The organism is Labilithrix sp., assembly GCA_019637155.1.
In the GTDB taxonomy this organism is placed as follows: domain Bacteria; phylum Myxococcota_A; class Polyangia; order Polyangiales; family Polyangiaceae; genus Labilithrix.
In genome coordinates this window covers 13,999-38,110 of the sequence record JAHBWE010000009.1, presented here as the reverse complement: position 1 = coordinate 38,110, position 24,112 = coordinate 13,999, and the positions used below count along the sequence as shown (strand labels likewise).

Here is a 24,112-nt window from a genome sequence, read left to right as displayed (position 1 = left end):
GTCCCGAGCTTACTACAGCTTGCGCCTCACCAGAGGACCGTGAAACGCCGCGAAGAATCGGTGTAGCTCTCGCCCCAAAGGCGAAAAACGACGTGCCGGCACGTCGTTTCGTCGACCTGCCCGAAGTCCCGCGAGTCCTGGTGCATGAACCGGTTGTCGCTGACGAGGTACACCTTGCCCGCCTCCACCAGCGCCGAGTGGGTCCCGCCGCTCATGTGCTCCGGCGCGTTGAGGTACTCGAAGGACCACGCGCCGGTCTCGACCACGCCGCAGCTCAGCGTGACGAGGTTCTGCGTGACCGGGTGCGGCACGACCTGCTGCGGGCAGCCGTGCGCGGCGCTGAGCCCTTTGCCGTTCGTCTGGATCGTGCCGTCCGACACCTCGACGCGGTCGCCGCGCACCCCGAAGATGCGGCCCACGACCCACGTCCCGGGCGAGTCCGGGTGCTCGCAGCGCACGAGCTCGCCGAAGCCGGGCGTCGACCCGCGCCGGAGCAGGACCTTGTCGCCCGGCTTGAGCGCGGGGACCGCCGACGCGGCGAGCTGCGCGTCGTTGCCGGGATCGAAGAGCCAAACGTCGAAGACGAGCAAGTAGAGGAGGAGGCAGATCGCACCGCCGATGCCTCCACACCAGACGAGCCATCGCGTGATCGCCCTCACGAGGCGAGCTTATCAGCCGCGGCCTTCGGCGCAGAAATTGGCGGCAGCTCGAAGCCGACGACCGCGCCGGTCGCTTCTCCTTCATCGACTTCATCGACGTTCGCGGCGAAGACGCGGCCGCCGTGCGCTTCGACGATGCGCCGGACGAGCGAGAGGCCGAGGCCGATGCCGTGGGCGCCCGGCGATCGCGCCGCGCCGGTCCCGGTCACGAACGGATCGAACGCGCGGGGGAGGATCTCCGCCGCGAAGCCGGGGCCGCGATCGCGCACCTCCACGCGCACGAACCCGTCCTCCGCCGCGCGCACGGTGACGACGAGCGGCTCTGCCTTCGGATGACCGTGCGCCCACGCGTTCGCGAGGAGGTTGTGGAGCGCGCGGCCGAGGAGCGCGGGATCGATCTCCGCCGCGGCGCTCTTCTTCTCGAGCACGACCTCGACCGGCCCCGTCGTCTCCGTCTTCGCGCGCTCGCGCACCCACGCCGGCACGTCGATGCGCTGGCGACGGAGGTCCGCGAGCCCCGCGCGCGCGGACGCGAGCAGATCGCCGAGGATGACGTCGACCTCGCCGAGCTGCTTCTCCACGTCGTCGAGCGCTCGTGCTTGTAGCACGAGCGCATCCCCGACCTTCGAGTCGGTGAGCGCCCGATCGGGCGAGCGCTCGCGCGCGATCTCGAGCGCGACGCGCGCGCGGCCGAGCGGCGAGCGGAGCTCGTGGCTGATCGCGGCGAGGAGCTCGCGCTGCTCGACGACGACGCGGGAGATGCGGTCCGCCATTCCGTCGAAGGAGCGCCCGAGGTCGCGGACCTCGTCGGCGACCCAGCGGCGCGAGAGCTTGTCGACGCCGGTGCGCGCGTCGAGATCGCCCGCGCCGAAGCGCTCCGCGGTGGCGGCGACGTGCTCGAGCGGCTTCGCGAGGCGCATCGCGACGCGGCGCGCGCCGAGCGAGAGCGCGAGGAGCGCGACGACGAGCGCGACGCCGACGCGCCAAGGCCGCGGCGGCGGGGTCCCGGTCCGGATCTCGAGCGCGCCCACTGTCTCGCCGCGCCGCTGCACCGGCACGTACGCGACGTCGCCCTCGAAGATCATGCCGCCGGGGCGCATCCGGCCTTGCCCGCCGAACATGCTCGCGTCGCGGCGGACGCGGACGTCGAGCCCGGTGTCCTCGCGCAGCTCCGCGATGTAGCGGTCCGTCGCGACGGGATCGTCCCAGAGCCGCGCGACGCGCTGCTGGACGTGGCGGGTGACGACGCGGGAGGGATAGTCGTTGTCGCTGCTGGTGATCCACGTCGTGATCGCGGTCGCGCCGAGCGCGAGGAGGATCGCGCCGATGAACCACAAGAGGAGGCGCGCCTGGAGGCTGCGGGCGCGTCCTCTCACGACGGTCTCGCGAGGACGTAGCCGATGCCGCGCACGGTCTTGATGTAGCGCGGCTCCTTCGGATCGTCCTCGAGCTTCTGCCGCAGGCGGCTCACGTGCACGTCGAGGGAGCGATCGACGCTCGGATCGTAGGCCGCGCCGGCCTTGCCCTTGCCGGAGGGATCGCGCACCGCCGCGGCGAGCTCCTCGCGCGCGATCGTCTCGCCGTTCTTCTTCGCGAGCTCGACGAGGATCCGGAACTCGTACGACGTGAGCTGCACCTCCGCGCCGTTCCGGGTGACGGTGCGCGCGGCGGCGTCGATCTCGATCGGGCCGATCACGATCTTCGCCGCGGGCTGGGCGACGCTCGCCGGCTTCGCGCGGCGGAGCACGGCGCGCATGCGGGCGAGGAGCTCGCGCGGGTTGAACGGCTTCGGGACGTAGTCGTCGGCGCCGAGCTCGAGGCCGACGATGCGGTCGGCGTCGTCGCCGCGCGCGGTCAGCATGACGACGGGGACCTCGGAGCCGGAGGCGCGGATCTGCTTGCAGATCTCGAAGCCGTCCTGACCCGGGAGCATGACGTCGAGGAGGACGACGTCGAAGGCCTCGCTCCCGAGCCGCGCGAGCCCGGCCGCGCCGTCCTCGACGTGGGTGAGCTTCACGTCGTGCGTCCCGAGGTATTCGTCGAGGAGACGCGCGAGGTCACGATCGTCGTCGACGAGCAGCGCCTTGATCGTCATCGGTCACGGCTCGACGCCGACGAGGGCGGCCTTCATGTGGTTCTTCGCGCGGGCGGCGTAGGCGCCGTCGGGATGAGCCTGGAGGAAGTTGCCGAAGGCCTCGACCGCGAGGTCGGAGCGCCCGCCCTGGAAGTAGGAGATGCCGAGCGCGTAGTCGGTCGGGTAGCTCGGATCGATCATGCCGAGGCGCTTGATCTTCTCGGTCCGCCAGGCCTCCTCCTGCCGCCGCGTCTCCGCGCGCGCGCGGGCGCACGCCTCCGGCGTCTTCGCGTCGCGGAGGCGCCCCGCCACGATCTCGCGCGCGTTCTCGGGGACGCGAGGATGTTGGATGTAGAATGCATAGAGCGCGCGCTCCTCGTCGAGCGTGAGCGCGAACGCCTTCGTGTCGAGGTGCGTGACCGCGTTCCAGACCGTCTTGAACGCGACGCGCCGCTGCGTCTCGTCGAGCATGACGCGGCGGTCCTTCACCCAGCCCGCCTGCTCCGCGCGCTGCACGAAGCCGCCGCCGGCGGCGAGGAAGTCCTTCGGCTCGGCGCCGGCCTCCCACTCCTCCACTGCGCGGAGGAACGAGCGCGTCTGGAGCGCGCGGAGCGCGAGGAGGTCACGCTCCGAGTCTTTCCGCCGCACGACGGAGGTGACGAGCTTCTCGAGCTTCAGCCGCGCGAGCGTCGTCGCCTCCGCGTCGTCGCCGGCCTCTCCGGCGTTGAGGTCGCGCACGGCGGTGCCGATCTCGAGGACGTCGCCGGGGAGCCGTGTCTCCTCCGCCTCGTTCGCGAGCGCGTCGTCGGCCTTCGCGATCGCGGCGGTCACGCGGCGATCGACGCGCGGCAGGGGGATGCCGTCGGGCCGCGTCGACCGCGGCATCATCAACGAGAGGAGGACGAAGGCGATGCCGAGCGGGATCGCGGCGAGCCATCGCCCGGACTTCCGCGCGTGGTCGGCCTTGACCGCCTCCCGCGCCTTCGCGAGCGCGAGCTCGACCTTCGGCGGGAGCGGCTTCTCCTGCTCTTCCTGCTCTTCCTGCTTCTCCGCCGCTTCGTCCTCGGCAGCTTCCCCTGTTTCTTTGGCTTCCACCGCCTGCCGAGGATAGCATCGTGAGGCATCACCGAGGATGGAGCCTCCGCCAGGATGGAGAAGCGTCGCCACGCGCGTGCGTCGATCGATTTGCCGGTGCTGTTCGCGATCAAAGGCGCGAACGGGCACGGTCAGGGGATCGGCAAGGACATCTCCATCGGTGGGATGTTCATCGAGACCGACGAGACCGCGACCTTCGGCGCCGACGTCGTGGTGCGCGTCCGCCTCCGCACGCCGACGGGCGGCGAGCAGGACTTCGACCTCCCCGGCGTCGTCCGCTGGGTAAAAAACGGCGGCATGGGCGTCCAATTCGGCCTCCTCGGCGCGCTAGAAACCCACGCGATCACCGAGCTCTCAAAGAGCGGCGGATAATAGTCGCCCCGCTGCCCCTCTCGGGGGTCTGGGGCGGCCGGAGCACGCACGCAGTGCGTGCGGAGGGGCCCCAGCGGGAGAGCTCGAGAGGGCAGAGCCCTCTCGAACAAGAAAGCTCAGTAGGAGAACTCGAGGGGGACCGAGAGGGTGCCGCTCGCGGCGGTGTGCTCGTCGACGCGGGTCTTGTAGATCGTGGCGGCGGCGCAGGTCTGGACCTCGGGCGGGAGCGGCGGGCTGAACTTCGCGAGCTTCACCTCGCCCGTCGGCGCGAGCGTGAGGGTGAGCTCGCTCGTCACCGTGACGCGCACGGCGCCGGACGACTTCGCGTGGCTCCCCGCGCACTGGCGAACCGCGGCGATGATCGCGTCGCGGGCGGGGACCTTCGCCGGCGGCTTCGGCGCGTCGACCTTCGCGGACGGCTTCGGCGGCGTCGCGGGCGCGGCGGCGGCGACGGACGCGTGCGGCGCGGCGGCGCTCGCGGCCGCGGCCGTCGCCGGCTCGCCGAGCGGAATGGGGGCGCGCACGACGGCGGGCGCGTCGTCGATGCGCAGCGTCGCGAGGTCGCGCGCGTCGAGCTCGACGTGCGCGGGCGCGGTCACGCTCGTGCCGGTCGTCATGCCGTGCTTCGGCGCGACGCCGATCGCGATGACGCCCTCCGTGAGATCGACGACGACGCGATCGCCCGCGCGCGCGACGCGGAGGTGCGTGCCGTGCACCGCGATGCGGACGACGCCGCTGAGCGTCGCGACGTCGACGGCGAAGGCCTCGCCCTCCTTCACCGGCGTGACCTGCGCCTCGATCGCGCCGTGCTCGAGGCTCAAGACGAGCGGCTTGCCCGCGGACGTGACGCGCGCGCGCGCGGCGACGCCGTCGTCGTCCGGCTCGATCAGCCACGACACGGCGCCCGCGCGCTCGAGGCTCGCGCGTCCCTTCGCGACCGAGAGCGCGTCGCCTTCGTGGATCGTGAAGCCCGGCTGCGCGAGCGCGCCGCCGACGTGCAGCTCGCCGCCGGTGAACGAGGACGCTTCGAGCGCGGCGAGCGCCGGCGTCTCCGTCGTCGCGACCGCGGGGCCCGTCGCGCCGGGGTGCTCGGCCGCTTGCCGGCGGACGTAGATGATCGCCGTCGCGGCGATCGCGAGCGCGAGGGTCGCGCCGCGCACGAGGTTCCGCCGCGTGCGATCGCGCGCGAGCGGATCCATCGCCGCGCGAGGCTCCGTCGCCGCGTGCGGCTCGTCTTCGATTCGCCTCGTCACGCGCGCTTCGATCGCGTCCCAGTCGAGATCGCGCACCGCCGAGGGCTCGCGTTCGGCCTTCGCTTCTGCGATCAGCGCATCGAGCTTTTTACCCTTCATCGCCGGTTCCGCCTTTTCCGATGCTTTCATCGAGTCCGGCGAGGGCCGGCTCGTCCGCGAGCATCTCCTCGAGCTCGCGACGCGCGTAGAAGAGGCGCGTACGTACGGTAAGGACGGGTGCTGCGACGATCTCGGAGATCTCCGCGGGGGAGAGACCTTCGAGCTCGTGAAGAACGAAGACGACGCGCTTCTTGTCGGCGAGGCGCGCGAGCAGGCGCTGGAACGCGCGCATCCGTTCGCTCCGCTCCGCCTCTTCGTCGGGCCGCGCCGCGCGCTCGTCGGCGACGACCTCCTCGGTCGGCGTCTCGCCGGTGAGGACGGGGCGGCTCTTCGCCGAGCGCCGATGCATGAGGACGACGTTGACGGTGACGCGATGGAGCCAGGTCGAGAACTTCGACTGACCGCGGAAGTCCTTCAGGCTGCGGAAGACCTGGACGAAGACCTCTTGCACGACGTCTTCGAGATCGGCGGGGGCGCTGAGCATGCGGTAGACGAGGCGCGCGACGTCGCCGCGGTGGCGCAGGAACACCTCGCGGAACGCGACGGCGTCGCCCTGCCCGGCGCGCCGCAGCAGGTCCTCGTCGAGCACCGTGTGGGAGCGGGTGGGCTTCGTCGAAATCGCCGGGAAGATCCCCGCCGTGGACGCGACCGCGGTCACCTCTCCTCCGTTGCCCGCGTCCTCCGCACCATTCACGTCGTGGGTTTCGGCGACAGAAACTTGGCCCGACGCCGCGCGACGTTGTTGGCTCGCGGCATGGCCCTCCTCGCCCTCACCGCGCTCCTCGGGGTTGTGCTCTTCGACGCCCACGACTTCGTGAACCGTCGCACGCACAGCCGCTCTTGACCAGTCACCCAGCCGGGGGCGTAGCGCAAACGCATCGCTTCACGCCCCACCCTCGCTGCCCGCGTTTACGAGGCGATCCTAGGAGTTCTTCGCCGCGGCGGACGACGCGCGCGTGCGCGCCGCGGCCTTCTTCTTCGACCCCATCCTCGAACCGTACATAGACGCGCCGCGACCGACAACGGTCGGTCGCGATTAGAACAAGGTCTTGAGGTCGACCTTGTCCTTCTTCTTCTGCTCGAGGAGGTAGTTGACGGCGCGGAGGATGCGCTGCTTCGTCGGGCCGCTGAGCGGGCCGCCGGTGAGGGCGGCGCCGAGCGCGCGATCGGTGACGGCGCGGCCGGACTTCGGCTTCGCGACCTCCTTCTTCTCGGCGCCCTCCTTGCGGTTCGCGCGGCGCGCGACCTTCAGCGCGCGATCGGCGCGCGTGTGCTGCTCGAGCTTGTGGGAGACGGCGAGCAGGCGCTTCGCGTTGAGCTTGTTCTCGTCGAGGAAGTTCTTGAGCTTCGATGCTTCGGCCATGGCGGGACGGACGTCTTTAGTCGGAGTCGGGCGCCGCGTCACCCTGAACATCCGATCCGGCGTCCGCGCACGGCTCCGTCGTGACCTCCCAGGTCCCGCTCGGACAGCGCGCGCGGCTCCGGTTGACCGAGGCGTCCGGCGCGCTGCAGTCGAGGCTGCCGTAGACGCACTCCGCCTCGGCCGAGAAGCACGCCGGGCACGCCTCGCCCGGCGTGGGGAAGCGCGTCGGGCACAAGACCGACGGCGGCCGCGCGCCGAAGCGCCAGGTCCCGCGCGTGCACTGCGCGATCGAGAGGCTGCACTCGTCGAAGCGGCACGTCGTGCCTTCGGGCACGGAGCAGGTCGCGCCGGGGAGGGGCGCGGCGTCGGGGCACTTGCCCTGATCGAGGACGCCGGGGTTGGTCCCGCTGTCGGGCGGGCCGTCGCTCGCGGTCGTCGCGTCGTCGCACGTCGCGACCGCGAGCGTGATCGCCGGGATCACCGCGAGCCACGCGAGCCGCCGCACGAGCATCGAAGTGAACTCTAGTCGACCTTCCGTGATTGTGCCCGCTCCTCCACTTTTCGCCGCGGGAGAAAGCGCTATAAGGCCACCCATGTCTCAGCCCCCCGTCTACATCGTCTCGGCCACGCGTACCCCCATCGGCGCTTACCTCGGCGCGCTCTCGTCGCTGAAAGCGCCCGAGCTCGGCGCGGTCGCGATCAAGGCCGCGCTCGAGCGCGCGAAGGTCGCGCCCGAGCTCGTCGGTCAGGTCTTCATGGGCAACGTGCTCTCCGCCGGCATCGGGCAGGCCCCCGCGCGGCAGGCGATGCGCGCCGCGAGCATCCCCGACAACGTGCCCGCCGTCACGATCGGCAAGGTCTGTGGCTCCGGCATGGAGGCCGTCATCCAGGGCGCTCGCTCCATCATGGTCGGCGACAACGATGTCGTCGTCGCGGGCGGCATGGAGTCGATGTCGAACGCGCCCTACTACCTCGAGAAGGCGCGCTCCGGTTACCGCATGGGCAACGGCACGCTCATCGACGGGATGATCCACGACGGACTCTGGGATCCGTACGCGAACGTCCACATGGGCACGTGCGGCGACAAGTGCGCGGCGGAGCACAAGATCACGCGCGAGCAGCAGGACGAGTGGGCGATCGGCAGCTTCCGCAAGGCGCTCGCCGCGCAGAAGGAAGGCCAGTTCGACGCGGAGATCGCGCCGGTCTCGATCGCGCAGAAGAAGGGCGACCCGGTCGTCGTGAAGCTCGACGAAGGTCCGGCGAAGGGCGACCCCGCGAAGATCCCCTCGCTGCGCCCCGCGTTCGGCAAAGACGGCACGATCACGGCCGCGAACGCCTCGTCGATCAACGACGGCGCGTCGGCGCTCGTCCTCGCGAGCGAGGCGGCGGTGAAGAAGCACGGCCTCGTGCCGGTGGCGAAGATCGCGGGCTGGGGCTCGGCCGCGCAGGCGCCCGAGTGGTTCACGACCGCGCCGGCGAAGGCGATGGACTCCGTCCTCGCGAAGCTGAACCTCGCGCCGAAGGACCTCGACCTCGTCGAGATCAACGAGGCGTTCGCCGTCGTCGCGATGGTCTGCGCGCAGCTCTCGAAGCTCGATCCCTCGAAGGTCAACGTCCGCGGCGGCGCGGTCGCGCTCGGTCACCCGATCGGCGCGTCGGGCGCGCGCATCCTCACGACGATGCTCCACGCGCTCCAGCAGCGGAACGAGAAGCGCGGCCTCGCGTCGATCTGCATCGGCGGCGGCGAAGCGCTCTCGATGGTCGTCGAGCGCGTCTGAGCGTTCGCTCGAGCCGCGCTCATGTTGCGTCCGCGCGATCTCGGTCGAGGCGTCGAGCTCTTCGCCGCGCGGACGCCCACGCTCCTGCCGGCCACGCATACGAACAGCTATGCGATCGGCCGGCAGGACGTCGTGCTCGTCGAGCCTTCGACGCCGTACGAAGACGAGCAGCGCGAGTGGCTCGCGTGGGCGCGCGAGCTCGCGTCGACCGGCCGCCGCCTCGTCGCGATCGTCGCGACGCATCACCACCCCGATCACGTCGGCGGCGCGGCCCTCCTCGCGAAGGAGCTCGGCCTCCCGATCTGGGCCCACGCGCTCACCGCCGCGCGCATCGACGTGCCGGTCGCGCGCCACCTCGACGACGGCGACGCCGTCATCGACGGCTGGCAGGCGCTCCACACGCCGGGCCACGCGCCCGGCCACGTGTGCCTCTTCGATCCGGCCTCGCGCTACGCGATCGTGGGCGACATGATCGCGAGCGTCGGCACGATCCTCGTCGCGCCGGGGGACGGCGACATGCAGGTCTACCTCGAGCAGCTCGCGCGCCTCGCGAAGCTCGACGCGTTCGTCGCGCTCCCGGCGCACGGCGATCCGGTCGACGCCCCGACCGCGACGTTCGAGCGCTACATCTCCCACCGGCTCATGCGCGAGGCGAAGATCCTCGGCGCGCTCGGGCGCGCGGGCGAGGCGACCTCGGACGAGCTCGTGCCGCTCGCGTACGACGACGCCCCCCCCGCCGTCTGGCCGATCGCCAAGCTCAGCATCGACGCGCATCTCGAGAAGGTGCTCCGCGAGGGCAAGGTCGCGCGCGCGGAGCGGGATGGCGCGTTCCGCGTGGTAGGCTGACCGGCGATGTTTCAACGTGCGTTCGTGGCGACGACCGTAGCGCTCGGCGGGACGCTCGACGACGCGCTCGCGGCGCTGCCGGAGAGCGCCCCCGAGACGATGCGCATGATCCACGCGCGCCCGAGCCCGCTCGACGAGCTCGTCGCCGGCCTCCGCGCGCGGACGCGACCCGCGCGCGCGACCGCCCTCGCGCAAGCGCTGCGAGACGTCTTCGTCGCCGTCGATGAGATGACGCTCCGATGACCCCGTCCCCGCGCGACATCCACGTCCACGCTTCGACGCCCCGAGCGCCGCGATGACCCTCCACCGCGCCCGCATCATCAAGCGCGAAGACGCGCCAACACTGGACCGCGCCGCTCTCCCGCACCGCCACGCAATCGCCAGCGACGGCCCCGCGGCCGGGTTGGGCGTCGCGAGCGCCGTTACGGTCGGTCCGGCGGGCGGGTTGGGCGTTGCGGCCTCGGGCCAAGCCGGCGTCGCGGCCGGTCCGGCGGTCGGGTTGGGCGTCGCGGCCTCTGGCCAAGTCGGCGCGGCGTTTGGGCATCTCGGGGTGCGGGGGCCTGTGTTTGGGCGGCGGGTGGCGCGGGGGGTGATGGATGCGCGCGCTGAGGCCGAGCGCATCGTCGCGGGGGCGGAGGCGCGGGCTGCCTTTGCGGCGAAGGAGGCGGCGGCCGCCGCGCGCGAGGAGGAGATCGCGAAGCTCGCGGCGAGCGCGCTCGCGCTGCGCGTCGCGGACGAACGACGCGCGGAGCGCGACCTCGCGCGCACGATCGACGTCGCGGTGCTGCTCGCGGAGCGGCTCGTCGGCGAGGCGCTCGCGGTCGATCCGAAGCGCATCGGTGAGCTCGCGGCGGCGGCGCTCGCGGAGACGCGCGGCTCGCGGCAGGTCCGCATCGAGGCGAACCCCGCCGACGTCGACGCGCTCCGCGAAGTCCTGCGCGAGCTCGCCCACGTCGCGACGGTGGAGCCGAGCACCGAGCTCGGGCGCGGCTCCCTCGTCGTCCACACCGACCTCGGCAAGATCGACGGCACGCTCCGCCCGCAGCTCGATCGCCTCACCGCCGTCCTCCGCGACGCGATGGCGGCGGAGGCGCGCGCATGAGGGACGCGTCGTTGACGACGTCGGAGCCGCCGCCCGCGCCTTCGAGTGAAGCGCGGCCGGCGTGGCGGCTGAACCTCGTCCTGTTCCTCGCGACGGTCGCGAGCGTGTTCGTTACGGGAGTAGTGTCGTTTCCGTCGAAGCCGGATGATCCGATGATCACGCGCGCGGCGCTGCTCCACGGCGCGCAGTTCGTCGGGACGGTGATGACGATCCTCGTCGCGCACGAGCTCGGGCACTACGTGACCGCGCGCATCCACAAGGTCGACGCGTCGCTGCCGTTCTTCATCCCGCTGCCGCTCCTCTCGCCGTTCGGGACGATGGGCGCGGTCATCCGCATGCGCGGCGTCATCCCGACGCGCCGCGCGCTCCTCGACATCGGCGCGTCTGGCCCGCTCGCGGGCATGGCCTTCGCGATCCCGCTCTACCTCTACGGCGTCGCGCACTCCGAGGTCGTCCCCGCGAACGGCGAAGGGATGGTGGAGCTCGGCGAGTCGGTGATGGTCCGCTTCCTGGATCATTTCTTCGCGCCGCCGGTGCCGGAAGGGATGACCGTCGTCTATTCGCCGATCGCCTTCGGCGCGTGGGGCGGGATGTTCGTGACGATGATCAACCTGCTGCCGGTGGGACAGCTCGACGGCGGCCACGTCGCGTACGCGCTCTTCGGACCGAAGCAGGACCGCTACGCGATCACGGTCCATCGCGCGATGCTCGTGTTCTTCGGCGTCATCGTCGCGGGGCACGTGATGCGCGACGTGCAGGCCGGCCGCGCGCTCACGGTGCCGCTCTTGAGCCAGCACGTCGCGAACGCGCTCTTCTGGCTCGTCTGGTTCCAGGTCCTCGGGATCTTGGGTACGCTCGCGCGCCCGCGACGTCCCGAGCCGGAGCCGCAAGGTGACGAAGGCGGAGGCGCCCTTGGTCTCCTCACCGTGCGCACGCGCATCTTCGCGACGCTCGGCCTCGTCACCCTCGCGAGCATCGGACGGCAGCAGCCTTCGCTCCTCCTCCTCGGCGGCTTCGTCGCGGGCCTCGGCATCCTCATCGCGATGGAGGTGAAGGGCGGCGTGCTCCGCCCGCACGACCTCCTCGTGCACCCGCCGACCGGGCCGGAGGGCCTCGACCTCCCGCGCAAGATCGTCGCGATCGTCAGCCTCGTGCTCTTCGCGCTCCTCTTCATGCCGGAGCCGTTCAGCCTCTAACGCTTGCAGTTTGCATCTTTCGTGAAGCGGCGGCCGGTCTGCATCGCCGTGCACGCGTCGACGCACCGGAGCGCGCCGTCCGCGGTGGAGCACTCGCTGTATTCCCCTTTCCCCGCGGAGGGCGGGCACTGGACCGCGCCCCAGCAGCGCCCCACCGGCGCGCCGCACGTCGGCGAGTCGACGGAGCCGTAGCCACCGAGCAGCGCGCACGTCGCTCCGGTCGGGCACGGGCGATCCGTGTCGTTGCACGCGCGCGGCTCTTCGCACTCGCCGGCGACGGCGCCCTCCTCGCCGGCCTGACGGCGGTAGCAGTCATCGAAGTACGAGATCCCGCTCGTGCATCCGCACACCGGATCCGGCCACCCGTCGTCGCGACAGAACGTCGGTCGCGGCCAGCACTCTCCGGCCGGGGCGCCGCAGCGACCCATCTCGTATTTGCAGTACTCGTCGGAGGGGCACTCGGCGCTCGAGAAGCAGCGAGGCTTTCCCTTTCGCGCGCCCGCGTCGTGCGCGGGGAGGCTCGCGAGGACGATCGTCTCGTCGTCGCACGCGGGCACGAGCGCGAGGAGCGCGGCGAGCGCGAGGAACACGAAGAGCGCCCTCATCGCGCGGGCCCCATCGCGGTGAAGGAGAGCCCCGCGAGCAGCATCGGCCGCGCCGTCCACGGCGCGAGGACGTCACGCGAGAGCCCGCGATCGTCGAAGACCCAGCGGCGCGAGGTCGGGTCGACGTCGAGCATCGCGGTGAGCGTGAGCGCGACGTCCGACGCGAGGCCGAGCCGCCCCGTCACCGCGCCCGAGAACACGCCGCTCGCGCGCGTCGTCGCCGCGCCGAGCGCCGACGACGGCAGCTCCGCCGACGTCGGGTCGACGCTGACGACGTCGAGCCCGCCTCCGGCCTCGACCTCCAGCGAGAAGCGTGCATTGTGCACGAGAGCGACGGAGGGCAACACGCGCAGCGAGAGCACGTTCGTCCGCGCGGACACCACGTCGTCGCCGGTCTCGAACGGGAAGGCGTAGAGCGCGAGCACGGAGACGCCGGGGCGCACGCCGTCCTTGCGCAGCCACAGCGCCGCCGCCCCGCCGACGCGCGCGACGACGGAGGCGTCTGGCGCGAAGAGGCCGCCGCCCGCGAACGTCGACACGTCGAGCGCGAGCGCACGTGCCACTCTCGCACGTGCCGGCCGCGGAAGCAGCGGCGTGGGCGGCGTGTCGGCGTTCGCGGGCGGCGCCTCCACCCTCATTGCGTCCTCCGTCGCCGATGCCGGCCGGGGCTCGAAGGCGGGCAGCGGCTCGATCACCGGCGGAGCGCGGCCTGCCACGCGGTCGTCGTCGATCAAGAGCTCTGCCTCCGCCGCGCCGCGCACGGCGTGGGCGATCTGCTCGCGCTGGATGGCGGGGCTGTCGCCGCGCGGCACGGTTCGATCGAGCACCGTCGTACCGTTCGCCGATCGCACGACGACGCGCGCGCCGTATGTGCCGGTCAGGTCGATCGTGACGGACTCGAGCAGCGACGCGGGCGGCACCTTGTCCGGCGTCGTGACGTTGAGCTGGAGCCGCGCGAGCAGCTCGCGGATCGTCGCCTCGAGCGGCCGCGCGTCCTCCGACGCTCCGTCGATCTTCACCGCCACCACCCGCCGCGGTGTCGCGCCGTCCGCCGACGCCACCGGCGCGATCGCGATCGCCGCGCCGCAGAGCGTGAGCCGAAGGAGAAGACGCAGAGCTGCACGCGGCCCCATCGCTCGGTGGCGCTCGTGCGTGACCGTCGCACCGCTCATCTGTGGGGCCGCGCGGCGTTCGGGAGCCACGGCGCGGTCGCGAACGCTGGCTGGGTGCAAGGGCGCGCGGGGTTTGGCACTTCGGTCGCGTGCCATGGCTGCGATGCGCTCAGCGCCCCTCGCGTGCGAGGCGCGCGGCGGCGTGCTCGCGGTACGGGGTGTCGGGGAAGCTCGTGATCAGCTTCGCCCACGTCGCGCGGGCCTCCGCGTCGCGGCCGAGGCGCTCGAGCGCGGTCGCGGTGCCGACGAGCACGGCCTCGTCCATCGGGCCGGGTCCGCGCGCGTCGTAGGCCTGGAAGCTCGCGAGCGCGCCCGCGGCGTCTCCGCGATCGAGCAAGAGCCGCCCCACCGTCGCGTACGAGACATGCGCCTCTCGGCTCGCGGGGTACGACGCCTCGAGCTTGCGATGCAGCGCGATCGCGCGGCCGTAGTCGCCAGCGCTCCGCGCGCGGCTCGCCTCATCGAAGAGAAGCGCCGCGGACTCGCTCGGCACCGCGCTCGCATGCGCCGCCGTCGTCACCGTCGCGGTCGCCGTCGTCACCGTCGCGGGCGGCTCCTCGACCGGCGGCGCCATCACGACCGGCGGCGCCGTCACGACCGGCGGCGCCGTCGCGACCGGTGGCGCGGCCGCGGTCGCCGTCACGACGACGGGAGGAGGCGGAGGCGGCGCCACGTGCGAGCGCTCGTCCGACGTGAGATGGAGCACCGACGCCACGCTCGTCCACACGCGCCCGCCAGCTCCCGCAGTCGCAGCCGTCCCGACAAACAACGCCGCCGCCGCAAGCAACGCGACGCGAACCCCCCGCCGCGTCCGCACCGGCCGCATCGACCCACGCGCCACCCCCTCTCCGTCGCACGTCGCGCCCTCGCGATGCGCCCCGCCGCGCCCCTCACGCGAGGTGGTCGCGCCCTCGCGATGCGCCGCGCCGCGCCCCTCGCGCGAAGCCGTCGCGGCCTCGCGGTGTGCATCGTCGCCCTCGCGCGAAGCCGTTGCGGCCTCGTGTGTTGCGGCTTCGTGTGCGCCTTCCATCAGGGCGACGAGGCGTTGTGAGGAGAGCTCCTCTTCCTCGGCGCCGAGCTCGTCGGCGAAGTCGGCGCGGGCGTCGCGCTCGAAGCGGCACGTCTCGCAGCGCGCGAGGTGCGCCTCGAGGAGCTCGCGCTCCGCGTCGCTGAGCTCGCCGCGCGCCTCCTTGTCGAGGAGGTCATCCGGATGCAGGTCGACGATCTTCATCGCTGCACCTCCAGTGTCTCACGGAGGTCGGGATCGCTCTCTATCCGAGCACGAAGGCGCTCTTTTGCGAGGCGCAAGCGCGAGCGGACCGTGTTCAGCGGTGCTCCGCTCTGGCTCGCGATCTCCTCGAGCGAGAAACCGAGGACCACCCGCATCGCGATGGCCTCGCCCTGCTCCTGCGGGAGCTCGGCGAGGAGGTCGCGGAGGGCCGCCTTCCGCCGCCGCGCGAAGGTGTCCTCGCGCGGCGACGCGGTCCCCGCCATCGTGTCGGCGTCGGCCGCCGGATCCGTCTTCGCGTCCCGGGCGCGCGCGCGCTTTCGGATCGCGACCGCGGTGCGGACCGCGATGACGCGGCCGTACCCCGTCGGATCGCAGTCGCCGCGGAACGCGGGCAAGCCCTGCACGAAGCCGATGAGCGTCTGCTGCACGGCGTCGTCGACGTCGGCGTGGCCCGCACCGAGGATCGCCTTCACCACCGCGATGAGCTTCGGCGCGATCGCGCGGAGGAGCTTCGACGTCGCCGCGCTGTCGCCGGCGGCCGCCTCTCGCGCGAGCAAGACCAGCGGAGACGGCAGGTCCGAAGCGCGTTCCTCCATGAGCCGTCGATGGAGTAGCGACCTCGCCGAAAACGGATCACGCGCGCCGGACGAATTTCGAATATCGAACGATTCTCACTGGTTGAGCCGCGGCACCGCGCGCCGGCACGCGTCGGCGTCGACGCTCGATTGGAGCCACGACTGGATGCAGCGATCCGCGTCGTCGCCCGGCGTCACGCGCGTCCCGCCCTTGTGGTTCTCGCGCCCGCGGCTCTTCCGCACGAAGGTGAGCCGCTCGGGATCGGCGCCGCCTTCGGCGATCACCCGCCGGAAGATGTCAGGCTCGAGCGCGGCGACGGCGTTGTAGTTCTGATCGGCCTCGAGCTGCGTCGTCTCCGGCGTCGCGGGTCGATGCCGCGGATCGAAGCGCTGGCTGCCGAAGCCGTAGAGGCGCATGTTCCGGTACTTCGAGCCGTGGCAGTCGATCGAGCCGCAGCGATCGACCAGGACGAGCGCGACGGGATAGAACTCGGCGCCGCTCGGCGCGACGCCGGGGTCGGGCGCCTTCGCCTCCGGATCGGGGCTCGAGCACGCGAGCGCGACGAGCGACATGGCGAGGGCGAGCGCGCGCTTCATTCGAGCCTCAAGAAGATGGGGCCGGTGTGCTGCGGATCGCTCCCCTCCGCGCGATGACAGGTCGCGCAGCCGCCGTCGCGACCGATGCTCGTCGTCATCCGGCGGAAGATGCCCTCGCCCTGGAGCGTGACCCGCACCGGGAACACGGGATCGAAGCTGTCCTTCGTGATCCAGAAATTGCCGACCGAGTTCGTCGTCGCCGAGATCGTCTTGCCCGCCGCGTCGGTGAAGCTCACCGTGCCGTCGACGAGCGGCTCCGGCTTGCCGCGCGTGCGGGAGACGGTGCCGGCGAGCGAATACTCCGTGTCGCTCGGTCCGCGCCCGCCGTGGCACGTCGTGCAGCGCTGACCCGCGCGATGGGTGGGGCCTTCGGGGATGCCGGGCGTCTCGGGTCCGAGCGCGGCGACCTCGTCCGCGTGGACGGGATCGTAACAAGCGCCGGCGAGCAGGACCGAGAGCGCGAGGATGGAAGGGCGCATCAGAACCCCACCTCCACCGTCGTCGCGGCGAGGCCGCTGAAGCGGTTCTTCACGTAGATCGCGTCGGTGAAGCTCGTCCACGTCCCGTCGGCGCTGAAGCCGAGGACGAAGTCCTCCTTCGCGCCCGATCGACCGAGCGCGAAGCGAACGCCGCCGCCGGCGCCGAAGTTCGAGAGCGGCCCGAGCTCGCGGTCGCCGGTGCGGAACAGCGGGATGTCGGCGAGCGAGGTCGCGGAGTACGCGCGGCGCCAGAAGTCGACGCCGCTCTGGACGTGGACACGGAGGTGCGGCCACACCGTGATGCGCTCCGCGACGTCGACGAACCAGCGGAAGTCCGTCGTCGAGGCGAGGAGCGACCAGTTGTCTCCGTAGAGGCGCTGATCGAGGCGCACCGTCGTGCGGTCGGTGCGCCAGCCGAGCCGCCCCGTCACCGCGAAGCGATCGCGACCGCGCGGGAGGTTCTCGATCGGCTTCGCGGTGATGCGCGCGTCCGCGACCGAGAACGCGGTCGCGCCGCGCGGGATGATCGGCGCGATCTCCGGCGCGAACATCGGGATGTAGCGGTACGGCTTCGACTGGTTGCCGCGCTCGAAGATGCCGTCGGCGTAGATGCCGATCACGGTCGACTCGTTGATGATGCGCGAGGCGCCGAGGGTCGTGCCGTGCGTCGTGAGGTCGTACGAGAACGTGTCGAACGACGTGCCCGCGCGGCCGATCGTGTCGCGGCCGAACGAGTAGCCTTCGACCAGCGTGATGTGTTTGTCGTCGAGCTCCTGCGTGAGCTGCACGTTCGCGCCGAGCGCGAGGTAGTCCGGCGTGTACGAGGTGCTCGCGCCGATGCCGACGCCCCACCAGCTCGGTTTGTAGCGCGCGCCGATGCTGCCCGCGTTGCGGACCTCGGTCCAGCGCGGGGACGCCGTCGACACGATGTCGGGCGACGCGGCCGAGACGACGTCGACGAGGTAGCGGCCGCTCGCCGCCCAGCCCGCGAGCGGGTTCTCGACGACGCCGCTCACGCTCGGCGTGAAGACCGAGACGCCGACGGTGTCGGTGTAGCCGGCGACCTCCGTCGCGATACGCGCGCTCGTGCCGTCGGCGTGCGCCGGCCCCGCTACGGCGGCGAGCACGAGGAGCGTGGCGAAGACGACGAAGCGCCGGAGCATGTCGCTCAGTTGCAGCCGCACCCGCTCTCGGCCGCTGCCCCGCCGCCGACCGCGCCTTCTTGCACGGCGTAGACGTGCTCGGCCGCGGGGCCGGCGACGTCGATGCTCATCGTGCGGTGGGCGAGCTTTCCACGTTGCCACGGCTGCACGTGCGTGCACGCGGTCTGGGCGAGCGCGGCCAAGGAGACGAGAGCGAGAAGGAAGCGTCGGTGGGTCATGGTGCCATGATGCGGCCGGGCGCGCCGTTCCTGCCGCGCTCGGTGTGACAGGTGTTGCAGTCGGTCTCGGACTGCGTCCCTTTCATCTCACGGATCTGGTTACCACGCACGACGACCGCTTTGTACGGCTTCGCGATCTCGGCGCTCGCCGGGGCCTGTGCGTCGGCGACCGGCGGCGGTCGCAGCCAGAAGTTGCCGGCGCTGTTGACGGGTAGCACGCGCATGACTCCGTTCGCGTCGATGATGAGGACCTTGGTGCCGTTCGTACCGTTCGTACCGTTGCAGTCGTTCGGTTCGACCAGCGTGGGGTACACCGTACCCGCGGCGACGAAGGTAGGCCCACTCTGCGACGCATGACAGGAAATGCATGCATTGCCCGGGCGCATCGCGCCGCCGTACCGGTCCGGGTCGGCCGTCACCCCGCTCGTGCAGACGCTCGGCCGCGGGGCTGGGGCGGCGTCTCGGCCGGCGTCGCGCGCCTCGCCGCTCCCCGCGTCGCTCTTCGGCGCCTTCGGCGGCGCGCAGGTGCCCTTCTTCATCCCGCCGTCGATCCACTCCTCGAGGATGTCTATTTCGTCTTTTCCTAGGTTTCCGCTCGGCGGCATCGGGCTCACCTCGGACTTCATGCGCGCGAGGGCCACCTCGGCGACGGTCTTCGACGGGTCGAACGCGGACTCCGCGGTGAGGTCTTCCCACGTCGCGATCGTGTTCTCGGCGCCGTTCTTCGGGGTCGCGCCGTGGCACGAGCCGCACGCGGTCTTGATGAGGAGCGCGACGTCGCAAGGGAGCCCTTTCCCCTCGGCGAGCTTGGACGGCTCCTCTTCGTCGTCGGAGTCCTCCGTCTCCGGCTCCGTCGACTCGACGGCGACGTGGGGATACGGGCTGTTCGTGTCGACCGCGCTCCCGGTGTAGCAGCCGGCGGCGGCGGCGAGGACGAGCGACGTGGCGAGGAAGACGAGGCGCGGTTTCACGGCCACGTTGTCCCCCTCCGGACCTGTTCCGACAAGGCAACGATCGCGCAACGATCCTTGCCCCGCGGGAAAGCCTCTTTCAGCGCGCGCGCGTCAGGTCCCGCATTTCACGGTGTCGGAGCACTGGCTCGAGGGGACGAGCGTGCCGTCGCGGTCGCCGAGGTCGTAGCGTACGGCGCGGACGTCGCCGTTCGCGATCGCGTCACGCACGGCCTGCTTCGTCTTGCCGTCGGAGCTGTTCGCGTGCTCGCGGCCGATCTCGCGGCCGACGGCGTTGTTGAAGAAGTCCATGTCCGAGAGGACGCGGTCCTTCGGCGTCGCGCGGTTCTGGGGGTAGCCGTTCTCGTGCGCGTCGCCCCACGCCTTCGCGTGGTCCTCGCCGACGGAGCGCGTCATCGCCGCGTTCCAGTACGTGTGCCGGAAGGCGTCGATGCGGCCGCCGACGTTGCCGTCGCGGTAGGCCGCTTGCGAGGCGCCGCGCGCCTTGAACGCCGCGAGCGCGACGCGCACGCAGACGATGCGATGGCTCCGGCAGAGCGTCTTCTCGAGCTCGTTGAGCTTGAAGAGGTCCGAGTCGTAGACGTCGAGCGTGCGCAGCGCCTTCGTCTTCACGCCGGCCTTCACGACGGGTCCGCGGCGGAGCGCGGCGTGGAGGGTCTTCTTCGTGGTGAGCGACTCGATCGAGCTCGTCGCCACGCCCTCGGCTTCGAGCGCGCGCGCGTCGCGATCGATCGCCTCGAGCGCCGCCTCGTCGAGCCGCTCGATCGCCCCGTCGAACCCGATCTCCGCTTCCAGCGCCGAGAGCGCCGCGTCGTCGCTCGCGATCGCGTCGTCGTCGTCACCGGCGCCGTCGGCCGCACATCCCGCGACGAGCGCGACGAGAAGCCCACCAGCCAGCGCACGAACGGGAAGCATACCTGCCTACATGCACGTACCTGGCCGGTCGCAAGTACTCGAAAATATTAGGGCCTGCAACGCAGGCGACCCGGTTTTGGATCGCTTTCTCTCCATCACCGTCGCGCGCCGGCCATGTTCGGTCCGTAGCGTGAGGGCCATGCAAGACTCTGTATTGGTCGTGGCGCTCGAGGAGGCGCGGGCACACGCGTCGAAGCTCGGACCCGGCGCTGTCGCGCGCGATCTGCGCCGTCGCATCGACGCGGTCGACACGGCGCTCTCGAACCTCGAGCCGCCCCACCCGAAGGACTTCATCGTCCGCCTCGCCCTCCACGCCCTCGCCCTCCGCGACGAAGCCACCCGCCTCTTCACCGAACGCGCCGCCATCCACGAGATGATGGACTGAGCCCCTCGTTCGCGCGTCGCGGAGGTCGCGGCGCGATTCGCCCGCGAAAGCGAGACGACAGAACGCCCGCCGCCCGAGCTCACGCAGGTTGGCGGCGCCCCGGGGCCAGATCGGCAGCGCCCGCGAAAGCGGCCGCGTCGGCGCGCCCCCCGAAAGCGGCCGCGTCTGCGCGCCCCCCGGGCCCCGCGAAAGCGGCCGCGTAGGCGCGCCCCCCGGGGCCCCGCGAAAGCGGCCGCGTCTGCGCGCCCCCCGGGGCCCCGCGAAAGCGGCCGCGAAAGCGGTTGCGAAGCAACCCTCGCGCTCCGCGCGAGGGCCGTGTTCGCGGGATGGGGGTGTCGGGGGCGAAGCCCCTGACCTAAAAAGACAGGTACGTGTGCTCGCGGAGGCCGCGTTCGTATTCGGCTAGGAGGCGCATGCCTTCGGTTGGCTTGAGGCGGTCTTGTTTGATCGCGGCGTCGACCTGGCCCTTCATCTTGCCGGCGAGATCGCGGGCGTCGTATTGGGTCATCTGCAGCACGTCGCCGATGGTCGAGGCGTTGATCGTCTCCTCGAGGTAGTAGCCGCACTCTTCGTCGTCATCGAGGAAGACGTGGACCTCGTTCACGCGGCCGAAGAGGTTGTGGATGTCGCCCATGATGTCCTGGTACGCGCCGGTCAGGAACACGCCGAGGTAGTACGGGGCGTCGCCGATGCGGTGGAGGGGCAGCGCGTCGACGTACTCCTCCTTCTTGTCGATGAACTTGGAGATCTTCCCGTCCGAGTCGCACGTGATGTCGACGAGGATGCCCTCGACCTCCGGGCGCTCGTCGAGGCGGTGGATGGGGACGACCGGGAAGAGCGCGCCGAACGACCAGTGATCGAGGAGCGACTGGAAGACGGAGAAGTTGCAGATGTGCTGCGTCCAGAGCTCGCTCGCGAGGCCGCGGAGGTCGTCGGGGAACTCGGCCGGATCGATCGTCTTCGACGCCTCGTGGATGCGCTTCGCGACGCGCCAGAACTCCGCCTCGACGTTCGCCTTCACGTCGAGCTCGAGGAGCCCGAGCTCGAACATCTTCTGCGCCTCCTCCTTCGTCTCCTGGAGGTCGTGCCACGACTCGACGAGGCCGCGCTCGTCGATGTGCGCGACGATGTCGCCGAGCGACTTGATCAGCTTGTGCTCGGTGAGCGACGGCGTGGGGAGACGCTCCGCCGCGGTCGAGCGCTCGATCGCGCCGAAGGCCTCGATGACGAGGAGCGAGTGCTGCGCCACGATCGCGCGCCCCGACTCCGAGACGATGTGCGGGTGCGGGACGCGCTCCTCGTCGCAGATGTCCGCGATGTTGCCGACGATGTCGCGCGCGTACTCCTCGAGCGAGTAGTTCATCGACCCGTGGAAGGTCGAGCGCGAGCCGTCGTAGTCGACCGCGAGGCCGCCGCCGACGTCGAGGTACTCGATCGGGTGGCCCGCGCGGCGGAGCTTCGAGTAGTAGCGCGCGGCCTCGCGCACGGCGCGCTTGATGATGAGGATGTCCGGGATCTGCGAGCCGACGTGGAAGTGGAGGAGCTTGAACGAGCGCGTCATCCCCGCGTCGGTCAGGATCTTCGCCGCCTCGAGGATCTCGCCGGTCGAGAGGCCGAACTTCGCCTTCTCGCCCGACGACTCCGCCCACTTGCCCGCGCCGCGCGACGCGAGCTTGATGCGCATCCCGATCTCGGGGACGACGTTCATCTCGCCCGCGATGCGGACGATCGCCTTCACCTCGGAGAGCTTCTCCGCGATGAGGATCACCTTCTTGCCCAGCTTCGTGCCGAGCAGCGCCGCGCGGATGTAGCCGTCGTCCTTGTAGCCGTTGCAGATGATGAGCGACTCGTTGTCGGTGTGGAGCGCGAGGCCGGCGAAGATCTCCGGCTTCGATCCGACCTCGATGCCGTAGTGCCAGGGGCGGCCGGCCTCGACGATCTCCTCGCAGACCTCGCGCAGCTGGTTCACCTTCACCGGGAACACACCGCGGTACTGGCCGCGGTACTTGCTGCCCGCGATCGCCTTCGAGAACGCCTCGTTCAACACGCGGACGCGGTGATGGAGGATGTCCTGGAAGCGGATGATGAGCGGGGCCTTGAGGCCTTCGTCGCGCATCGCCGCTTCGACGACGTCGAGGATCGCGATGCGACCGCCGCGCGATCCGAGCGGCGTGACGATCATCTTGCCGTTGGGCGAGACCTCGAAGTAGTCGCCGCCCCAACGATCGACGTTGTAGAGCGCGGCGGCATCATCGACGCTCCACGAGCGCTCGGCGGTGGGAAGAGTCCCGGACTGGTCCTCGAGGATCACGGCGCACACGATACTGGATCGCGAGCGCGCGCAAACCCCGACACGAGAAAGTCACCGCGGCCTACGAGGATCGCTCCGACCATTCCCTACACGGCGAATCCGCGCTGCGAGTCGGCGGGATTTCTTGCGGAGAGGGAGGGATTCGAACCCTCGGTAGGCTTTTGACCCACGCTCCCTTAGCAAGGGAGTACCTTCGGCCACTCGGTCACCTCTCCAGAGTGGGAAAGACCGATCTACTCGCGGTTCGGGCGCGGCGCAAGCGAGCTTGCTCGGGGCCGCTCCCGTGCTACGGAGCGCCCCGATGCGGGGGTCCCTCCTTCTTCTCGTTCCTTCGGTCGGCGCGGCGCTCCTCGCGTGCACCCTCTCTCCGGAGCCGGTCGCCGGCACCGAGGCCGCCGCCACGTCCGAGCTGCCGCTCGACATCGACACGCGATCGCTCCTCCACGAGCTGACCGCGCGCGGCGTCCGGTCGAAGAGCGAAGCGCTCGCGCTGCTCCCGAAGCCGTTCAAGCAGCGCTTCGTCCTCGTCACGAACACGGGCGCGATCGGCGTGGCGTCGCGCGCGCGGCCGCGCGTCGTGCACTTCACCGAAGACGCGAGGCTCCTCGTCGCGACGGGCGGTCACCCGCTCGCCGAGGACTTCACCGCCAACTCGCTCGAGATCCTCGAGCACGACGAGGCGACGCACGGCTATCGCACGCACACGATCGAGATCGACCCCGTCACCGGTCCGCACCTCGTGGCCGACGATCAGCGCTGCGTGAGCTGTCACGGCGCGGCGGGGAAGGCGCGCGTGGTGTGGGGCTCGTATCCCGACTGGCCCGCGGCCTACGGCGGTCAGCTCGGTCACGACGGCGTCGACGACATGGGACCGGAGGAGCTCGCGGAGTTCCGCGCGTTCGTCGCGGTCGCGAGGAACGATCCGGATTATCGCCACCTCGAGATCCATCCGGCCGCGAACGGCTTCTACCTCCCCACGCCGTACGGCAACCCGAACACGCTGTTCGGCAACGTCGTCGGCAACCGCCACGCCGCGGACCTGTACGCGCGCGTCGCCGAGAGCCCGCGCTACGCGAAGCTCGCGTACGCGCTCGTCGCGGACGACATCCGCTGCCGCCTCTCGCGCGAGGTCGAGGACTACGTCGATCGCCTCTACGACCGCGTCGGCGGCTGGGACCCCGCGTTCGTCGCGCGCCGCACGACGACGAAGATGTACCGCCTCCTCGGCGTCGACCCGACCGCCGATCTGCACCTCGACCTCACCGTGACGACGCCGCCGCCGGCCGACGACTGGCGCCCGGGCTGGTCGTACTGGAACGCGGGGGCGGACTACCTCCCCGCGCTCGTCGGCGTGCAGGCGCTCGCGAAGCTCGTGGCGACGGACGCGACGCTCGGGGAGCTCTTCGCGTCGCAGCGGCGCCGAATCGCCGACCTCGACCACTTCGCGTTCCACGCGACGCGCGCGGAGTACCTCTCGCTCACGCGCGACACGGTCCCGGCCTACGGCGACGTCACCGGCCCGAGCATCCACTGGACGATCCTCTACCCCGTGATGAACGCGCCGACGGACTCGTATCCGGGCGAGGGGAAGAAGGATGCAGTGTGCAATCACCTCGACGCGATGCAACGCGCGCGGCAGCTCTGATTGACCTG

General features: G+C 71.2%; 27 protein-coding genes and 1 tRNA gene. 8 read left to right on the top strand and 20 right to left on the bottom strand.

Translation table 11 applies throughout. The features are described from left to right. Window positions 1-26: 26 nt before the first annotated feature. From lepB to KF837_19875, 4 genes are read right to left on the bottom strand one after another with little or no spacing between them, the layout of a single operon-like run. Window positions 27-659, bottom strand: coding sequence for a signal peptidase I (gene lepB / locus KF837_19890; protein MBX3229591.1), 633 nt, complete (start codon window positions 657-659; stop codon window positions 27-29). After that, on the bottom strand, window positions 656-2,035 hold the full coding sequence (locus KF837_19885) for a HAMP domain-containing protein (GenBank protein MBX3229590.1): 1,380 nt from the start codon (window positions 2,033-2,035) through the stop codon (window positions 656-658). Before KF837_19885 ends, lepB begins: the two co-directional genes overlap by 4 nt. Further along, window positions 2,032-2,754, bottom strand: a complete 723-nt coding sequence (locus KF837_19880) for a response regulator transcription factor (protein MBX3229589.1) — start codon at window positions 2,752-2,754, stop codon at window positions 2,032-2,034. The genes KF837_19885 and KF837_19880 overlap by 4 nt, the downstream gene beginning before the upstream one ends. 3 nt (window positions 2,755-2,757) lie before the next feature. Further along, on the bottom strand, window positions 2,758-3,828 hold the full coding sequence (locus tag KF837_19875; GenBank protein MBX3229588.1) for a hypothetical protein: 1,071 nt from the start codon (window positions 3,826-3,828) through the stop codon (window positions 2,758-2,760). Between the two features lie 54 nt (window positions 3,829-3,882). On the opposite strand from KF837_19875, the gene KF837_19870 reads away from it, so the two are divergent. Then, entirely contained in the window at window positions 3,883-4,200 is a 318-nt protein-coding gene (locus tag KF837_19870; protein MBX3229587.1) for a PilZ domain-containing protein, read from the top strand. A 116-nt stretch (window positions 4,201-4,316) separates the two neighbouring features. Here the strand turns inward: KF837_19870 and KF837_19865 are convergent, their stop codons facing one another. The 4 genes from KF837_19865 to KF837_19850 form a co-directional block, all read right to left on the bottom strand. Continuing rightward, window positions 4,317-5,552, bottom strand: a complete 1,236-nt coding sequence (locus tag KF837_19865) for a FecR domain-containing protein (protein ID MBX3229586.1) — start codon at window positions 5,550-5,552, stop codon at window positions 4,317-4,319. Then, window positions 5,542-6,384, bottom strand: coding sequence for an RNA polymerase sigma factor (locus tag KF837_19860; protein MBX3229585.1), 843 nt, complete (start codon window positions 6,382-6,384; stop codon window positions 5,542-5,544). Before KF837_19860 ends, KF837_19865 begins: the two co-directional genes overlap by 11 nt. A 204-nt stretch (window positions 6,385-6,588) precedes the next feature. Then, window positions 6,589-6,915, bottom strand: coding sequence for a hypothetical protein (locus KF837_19855; protein MBX3229584.1), 327 nt, complete (start codon window positions 6,913-6,915; stop codon window positions 6,589-6,591). Between the two features lie 16 nt (window positions 6,916-6,931). Further along, window positions 6,932-7,426 carry a hypothetical protein gene (locus tag KF837_19850; GenBank protein MBX3229583.1) on the bottom strand — a complete coding sequence of 165 codons (495 nt, stop codon included), beginning with the start codon at window positions 7,424-7,426 and terminating at the stop codon, window positions 6,932-6,934. Between the two features lie 82 nt (window positions 7,427-7,508). Here KF837_19850 and KF837_19845 point away from each other — a divergent pair, with 82 nt between their 5' ends. From KF837_19845 to KF837_19825, 5 genes are all read left to right on the top strand, one after another. Then, window positions 7,509-8,693: an acetyl-CoA C-acyltransferase gene (locus KF837_19845; GenBank protein ID MBX3229582.1), complete on the top strand. Its 1,185-nt coding sequence runs from the start codon at window positions 7,509-7,511 to the stop codon at window positions 8,691-8,693. A gap of 21 nt (window positions 8,694-8,714) precedes the next feature. Then, window positions 8,715-9,539 (top strand): MBL fold metallo-hydrolase, encoded by an 825-nt coding sequence (locus KF837_19840; GenBank protein ID MBX3229581.1) that lies wholly within the window; start codon window positions 8,715-8,717, stop codon window positions 9,537-9,539. Window positions 9,540-9,545: 6 nt separating this feature from the next. Beyond that, entirely contained in the window at window positions 9,546-9,782 is a 237-nt protein-coding gene (locus KF837_19835) for a hypothetical protein (protein ID MBX3229580.1), read from the top strand. Window positions 9,783-10,131: 349 nt separating this feature from the next. Then, complete coding sequence (locus tag KF837_19830; GenBank protein ID MBX3229579.1) at window positions 10,132-10,641, top strand: hypothetical protein; 510 nt, start codon at window positions 10,132-10,134, stop codon at window positions 10,639-10,641. Next, entirely contained in the window at window positions 10,638-11,837 is a 1,200-nt protein-coding gene (locus tag KF837_19825; GenBank protein MBX3229578.1) for a site-2 protease family protein, read from the top strand. Before KF837_19830 ends, KF837_19825 begins: the two co-directional genes overlap by 4 nt. Here KF837_19825 and KF837_19820 read toward each other — a convergent pair. From KF837_19820 to KF837_19775, 10 genes are all read right to left on the bottom strand, one after another. After that, complete coding sequence (locus tag KF837_19820; protein ID MBX3229577.1) at window positions 11,834-12,442, bottom strand: hypothetical protein; 609 nt, start codon at window positions 12,440-12,442, stop codon at window positions 11,834-11,836. The genes KF837_19825 and KF837_19820 overlap by 4 nt on opposite strands. Then, window positions 12,439-13,575: a hypothetical protein gene (locus KF837_19815; protein MBX3229576.1), complete on the bottom strand. Its 1,137-nt coding sequence runs from the start codon at window positions 13,573-13,575 to the stop codon at window positions 12,439-12,441. Before KF837_19815 ends, KF837_19820 begins: the two co-directional genes overlap by 4 nt. Before the next feature lie 148 nt (window positions 13,576-13,723). Then, the gene (locus tag KF837_19810) at window positions 13,724-14,845 is read right to left on the bottom strand and encodes a zf-HC2 domain-containing protein (protein MBX3229575.1); all 1,122 of its coding nucleotides are present in this window, start codon (window positions 14,843-14,845) and stop codon (window positions 13,724-13,726) included. Beyond that, the gene (locus KF837_19805) at window positions 14,842-15,441 is read right to left on the bottom strand and encodes an RNA polymerase sigma factor (GenBank protein MBX3229574.1); all 600 of its coding nucleotides are present in this window, start codon (window positions 15,439-15,441) and stop codon (window positions 14,842-14,844) included. Before KF837_19805 ends, KF837_19810 begins: the two co-directional genes overlap by 4 nt. 75 nt (window positions 15,442-15,516) lie before the next feature. Then, a complete protein-coding gene (locus KF837_19800) occupies window positions 15,517-16,017 on the bottom strand; it encodes a hypothetical protein (protein MBX3229573.1) in 501 nt (166 codons plus the stop codon). Next, window positions 16,014-16,496 carry a hypothetical protein gene (locus KF837_19795; GenBank protein ID MBX3229572.1) on the bottom strand — a complete coding sequence of 161 codons (483 nt, stop codon included), beginning with the start codon at window positions 16,494-16,496 and terminating at the stop codon, window positions 16,014-16,016. Before KF837_19795 ends, KF837_19800 begins: the two co-directional genes overlap by 4 nt. Next, the gene (locus KF837_19790) at window positions 16,496-17,659 is read right to left on the bottom strand and encodes a DUF3570 domain-containing protein (GenBank protein ID MBX3229571.1); all 1,164 of its coding nucleotides are present in this window, start codon (window positions 17,657-17,659) and stop codon (window positions 16,496-16,498) included. The genes KF837_19795 and KF837_19790 overlap by 1 nt, the downstream gene beginning before the upstream one ends. 5 nt (window positions 17,660-17,664) lie before the next feature. Beyond that, window positions 17,665-17,877: a DUF4266 domain-containing protein gene (locus KF837_19785; protein ID MBX3229570.1), complete on the bottom strand. Its 213-nt coding sequence runs from the start codon at window positions 17,875-17,877 to the stop codon at window positions 17,665-17,667. Next, entirely contained in the window at window positions 17,874-18,848 is a 975-nt protein-coding gene (locus KF837_19780; protein ID MBX3229569.1) for a hypothetical protein, read from the bottom strand. The genes KF837_19785 and KF837_19780 overlap by 4 nt, the downstream gene beginning before the upstream one ends. A gap of 93 nt (window positions 18,849-18,941) precedes the next feature. Continuing rightward, window positions 18,942-19,763 (bottom strand): hypothetical protein, encoded by an 822-nt coding sequence (locus KF837_19775; protein ID MBX3229568.1) that lies wholly within the window; start codon window positions 19,761-19,763, stop codon window positions 18,942-18,944. A 139-nt stretch (window positions 19,764-19,902) separates the two neighbouring features. Between KF837_19775 and KF837_19770 the strand changes: the two genes are divergently transcribed. Then, window positions 19,903-20,148 (top strand): hypothetical protein, encoded by a 246-nt coding sequence (locus KF837_19770; GenBank protein ID MBX3229567.1) that lies wholly within the window; start codon window positions 19,903-19,905, stop codon window positions 20,146-20,148. A 355-nt stretch (window positions 20,149-20,503) separates the two neighbouring features. On the opposite strand, the gene speA is transcribed toward KF837_19770, so the two are convergent. Together speA and KF837_19760 are read right to left on the bottom strand one after the other, a co-directional pair. Further along, window positions 20,504-22,456, bottom strand: a complete 1,953-nt coding sequence (gene speA / locus KF837_19765; GenBank protein ID MBX3229566.1) for a biosynthetic arginine decarboxylase — start codon at window positions 22,454-22,456, stop codon at window positions 20,504-20,506. A 130-nt stretch (window positions 22,457-22,586) separates the two neighbouring features. Beyond that, a tRNA-Ser gene (locus KF837_19760) sits at window positions 22,587-22,674 on the bottom strand. An 86-nt stretch (window positions 22,675-22,760) separates the two neighbouring features. On the opposite strand from KF837_19760, the gene KF837_19755 reads away from it, so the two are divergent. Next, window positions 22,761-24,104 (top strand): hypothetical protein, encoded by a 1,344-nt coding sequence (locus KF837_19755; GenBank protein MBX3229565.1) that lies wholly within the window; start codon window positions 22,761-22,763, stop codon window positions 24,102-24,104. The last annotated feature ends 8 nt before the right edge of the window (window positions 24,105-24,112 follow it).

Excerpts from the sequence above, each read along its gene's own strand:
- KF837_19880 (MBX3229589.1), bottom strand. The coding sequence starts at position 2,754 with ATGACGATCAAGGCGCTGCTCGTCGACGACGATCGTGACCTCGCGCGT.
- KF837_19870 (MBX3229587.1), top strand. The coding sequence starts at position 3,883 with ATGGAGAAGCGTCGCCACGCGCGTGCGTCGATCGATTTGCCGGTGCTG.
- KF837_19865 (MBX3229586.1), bottom strand. The coding sequence starts at position 5,552 with ATGAAGGGTAAAAAGCTCGATGCGCTGATCGCAGAAGCGAAGGCCGAA.
- KF837_19855 (MBX3229584.1), bottom strand. The coding sequence starts at position 6,915 with ATGGCCGAAGCATCGAAGCTCAAGAACTTCCTCGACGAGAACAAGCTC.
- KF837_19850 (MBX3229583.1), bottom strand. The coding sequence starts at position 7,426 with ATGCTCGTGCGGCGGCTCGCGTGGCTCGCGGTGATCCCGGCGATCACG.
- KF837_19845 (MBX3229582.1), top strand. The coding sequence starts at position 7,509 with ATGTCTCAGCCCCCCGTCTACATCGTCTCGGCCACGCGTACCCCCATC.
- KF837_19840 (MBX3229581.1), top strand. The coding sequence starts at position 8,715 with ATGTTGCGTCCGCGCGATCTCGGTCGAGGCGTCGAGCTCTTCGCCGCG.
- KF837_19835 (MBX3229580.1), top strand. The coding sequence starts at position 9,546 with ATGTTTCAACGTGCGTTCGTGGCGACGACCGTAGCGCTCGGCGGGACG.
- KF837_19830 (MBX3229579.1), top strand. The coding sequence starts at position 10,132 with ATGGATGCGCGCGCTGAGGCCGAGCGCATCGTCGCGGGGGCGGAGGCG.
- KF837_19825 (MBX3229578.1), top strand. The coding sequence starts at position 10,638 with ATGAGGGACGCGTCGTTGACGACGTCGGAGCCGCCGCCCGCGCCTTCG.
- KF837_19820 (MBX3229577.1), bottom strand. The coding sequence starts at position 12,442 with ATGAGGGCGCTCTTCGTGTTCCTCGCGCTCGCCGCGCTCCTCGCGCTC.
- KF837_19815 (MBX3229576.1), bottom strand. The coding sequence starts at position 13,575 with ATGGGGCCGCGTGCAGCTCTGCGTCTTCTCCTTCGGCTCACGCTCTGC.
- KF837_19810 (MBX3229575.1), bottom strand. The coding sequence starts at position 14,845 with ATGAAGATCGTCGACCTGCATCCGGATGACCTCCTCGACAAGGAGGCG.
- KF837_19805 (MBX3229574.1), bottom strand. The coding sequence starts at position 15,441 with ATGGAGGAACGCGCTTCGGACCTGCCGTCTCCGCTGGTCTTGCTCGCG.
- KF837_19800 (MBX3229573.1), bottom strand. The coding sequence starts at position 16,017 with ATGAAGCGCGCGCTCGCCCTCGCCATGTCGCTCGTCGCGCTCGCGTGC.
- KF837_19795 (MBX3229572.1), bottom strand. The coding sequence starts at position 16,496 with ATGCGCCCTTCCATCCTCGCGCTCTCGGTCCTGCTCGCCGGCGCTTGT.
- KF837_19790 (MBX3229571.1), bottom strand. The coding sequence starts at position 17,659 with ATGCTCCGGCGCTTCGTCGTCTTCGCCACGCTCCTCGTGCTCGCCGCC.
- KF837_19785 (MBX3229570.1), bottom strand. The coding sequence starts at position 17,877 with ATGACCCACCGACGCTTCCTTCTCGCTCTCGTCTCCTTGGCCGCGCTC.
- KF837_19775 (MBX3229568.1), bottom strand. The coding sequence starts at position 19,763 with ATGCTTCCCGTTCGTGCGCTGGCTGGTGGGCTTCTCGTCGCGCTCGTC.
- KF837_19770 (MBX3229567.1), top strand. The coding sequence starts at position 19,903 with ATGCAAGACTCTGTATTGGTCGTGGCGCTCGAGGAGGCGCGGGCACAC.
- KF837_19755 (MBX3229565.1), top strand. The coding sequence starts at position 22,761 with ATGCGGGGGTCCCTCCTTCTTCTCGTTCCTTCGGTCGGCGCGGCGCTC.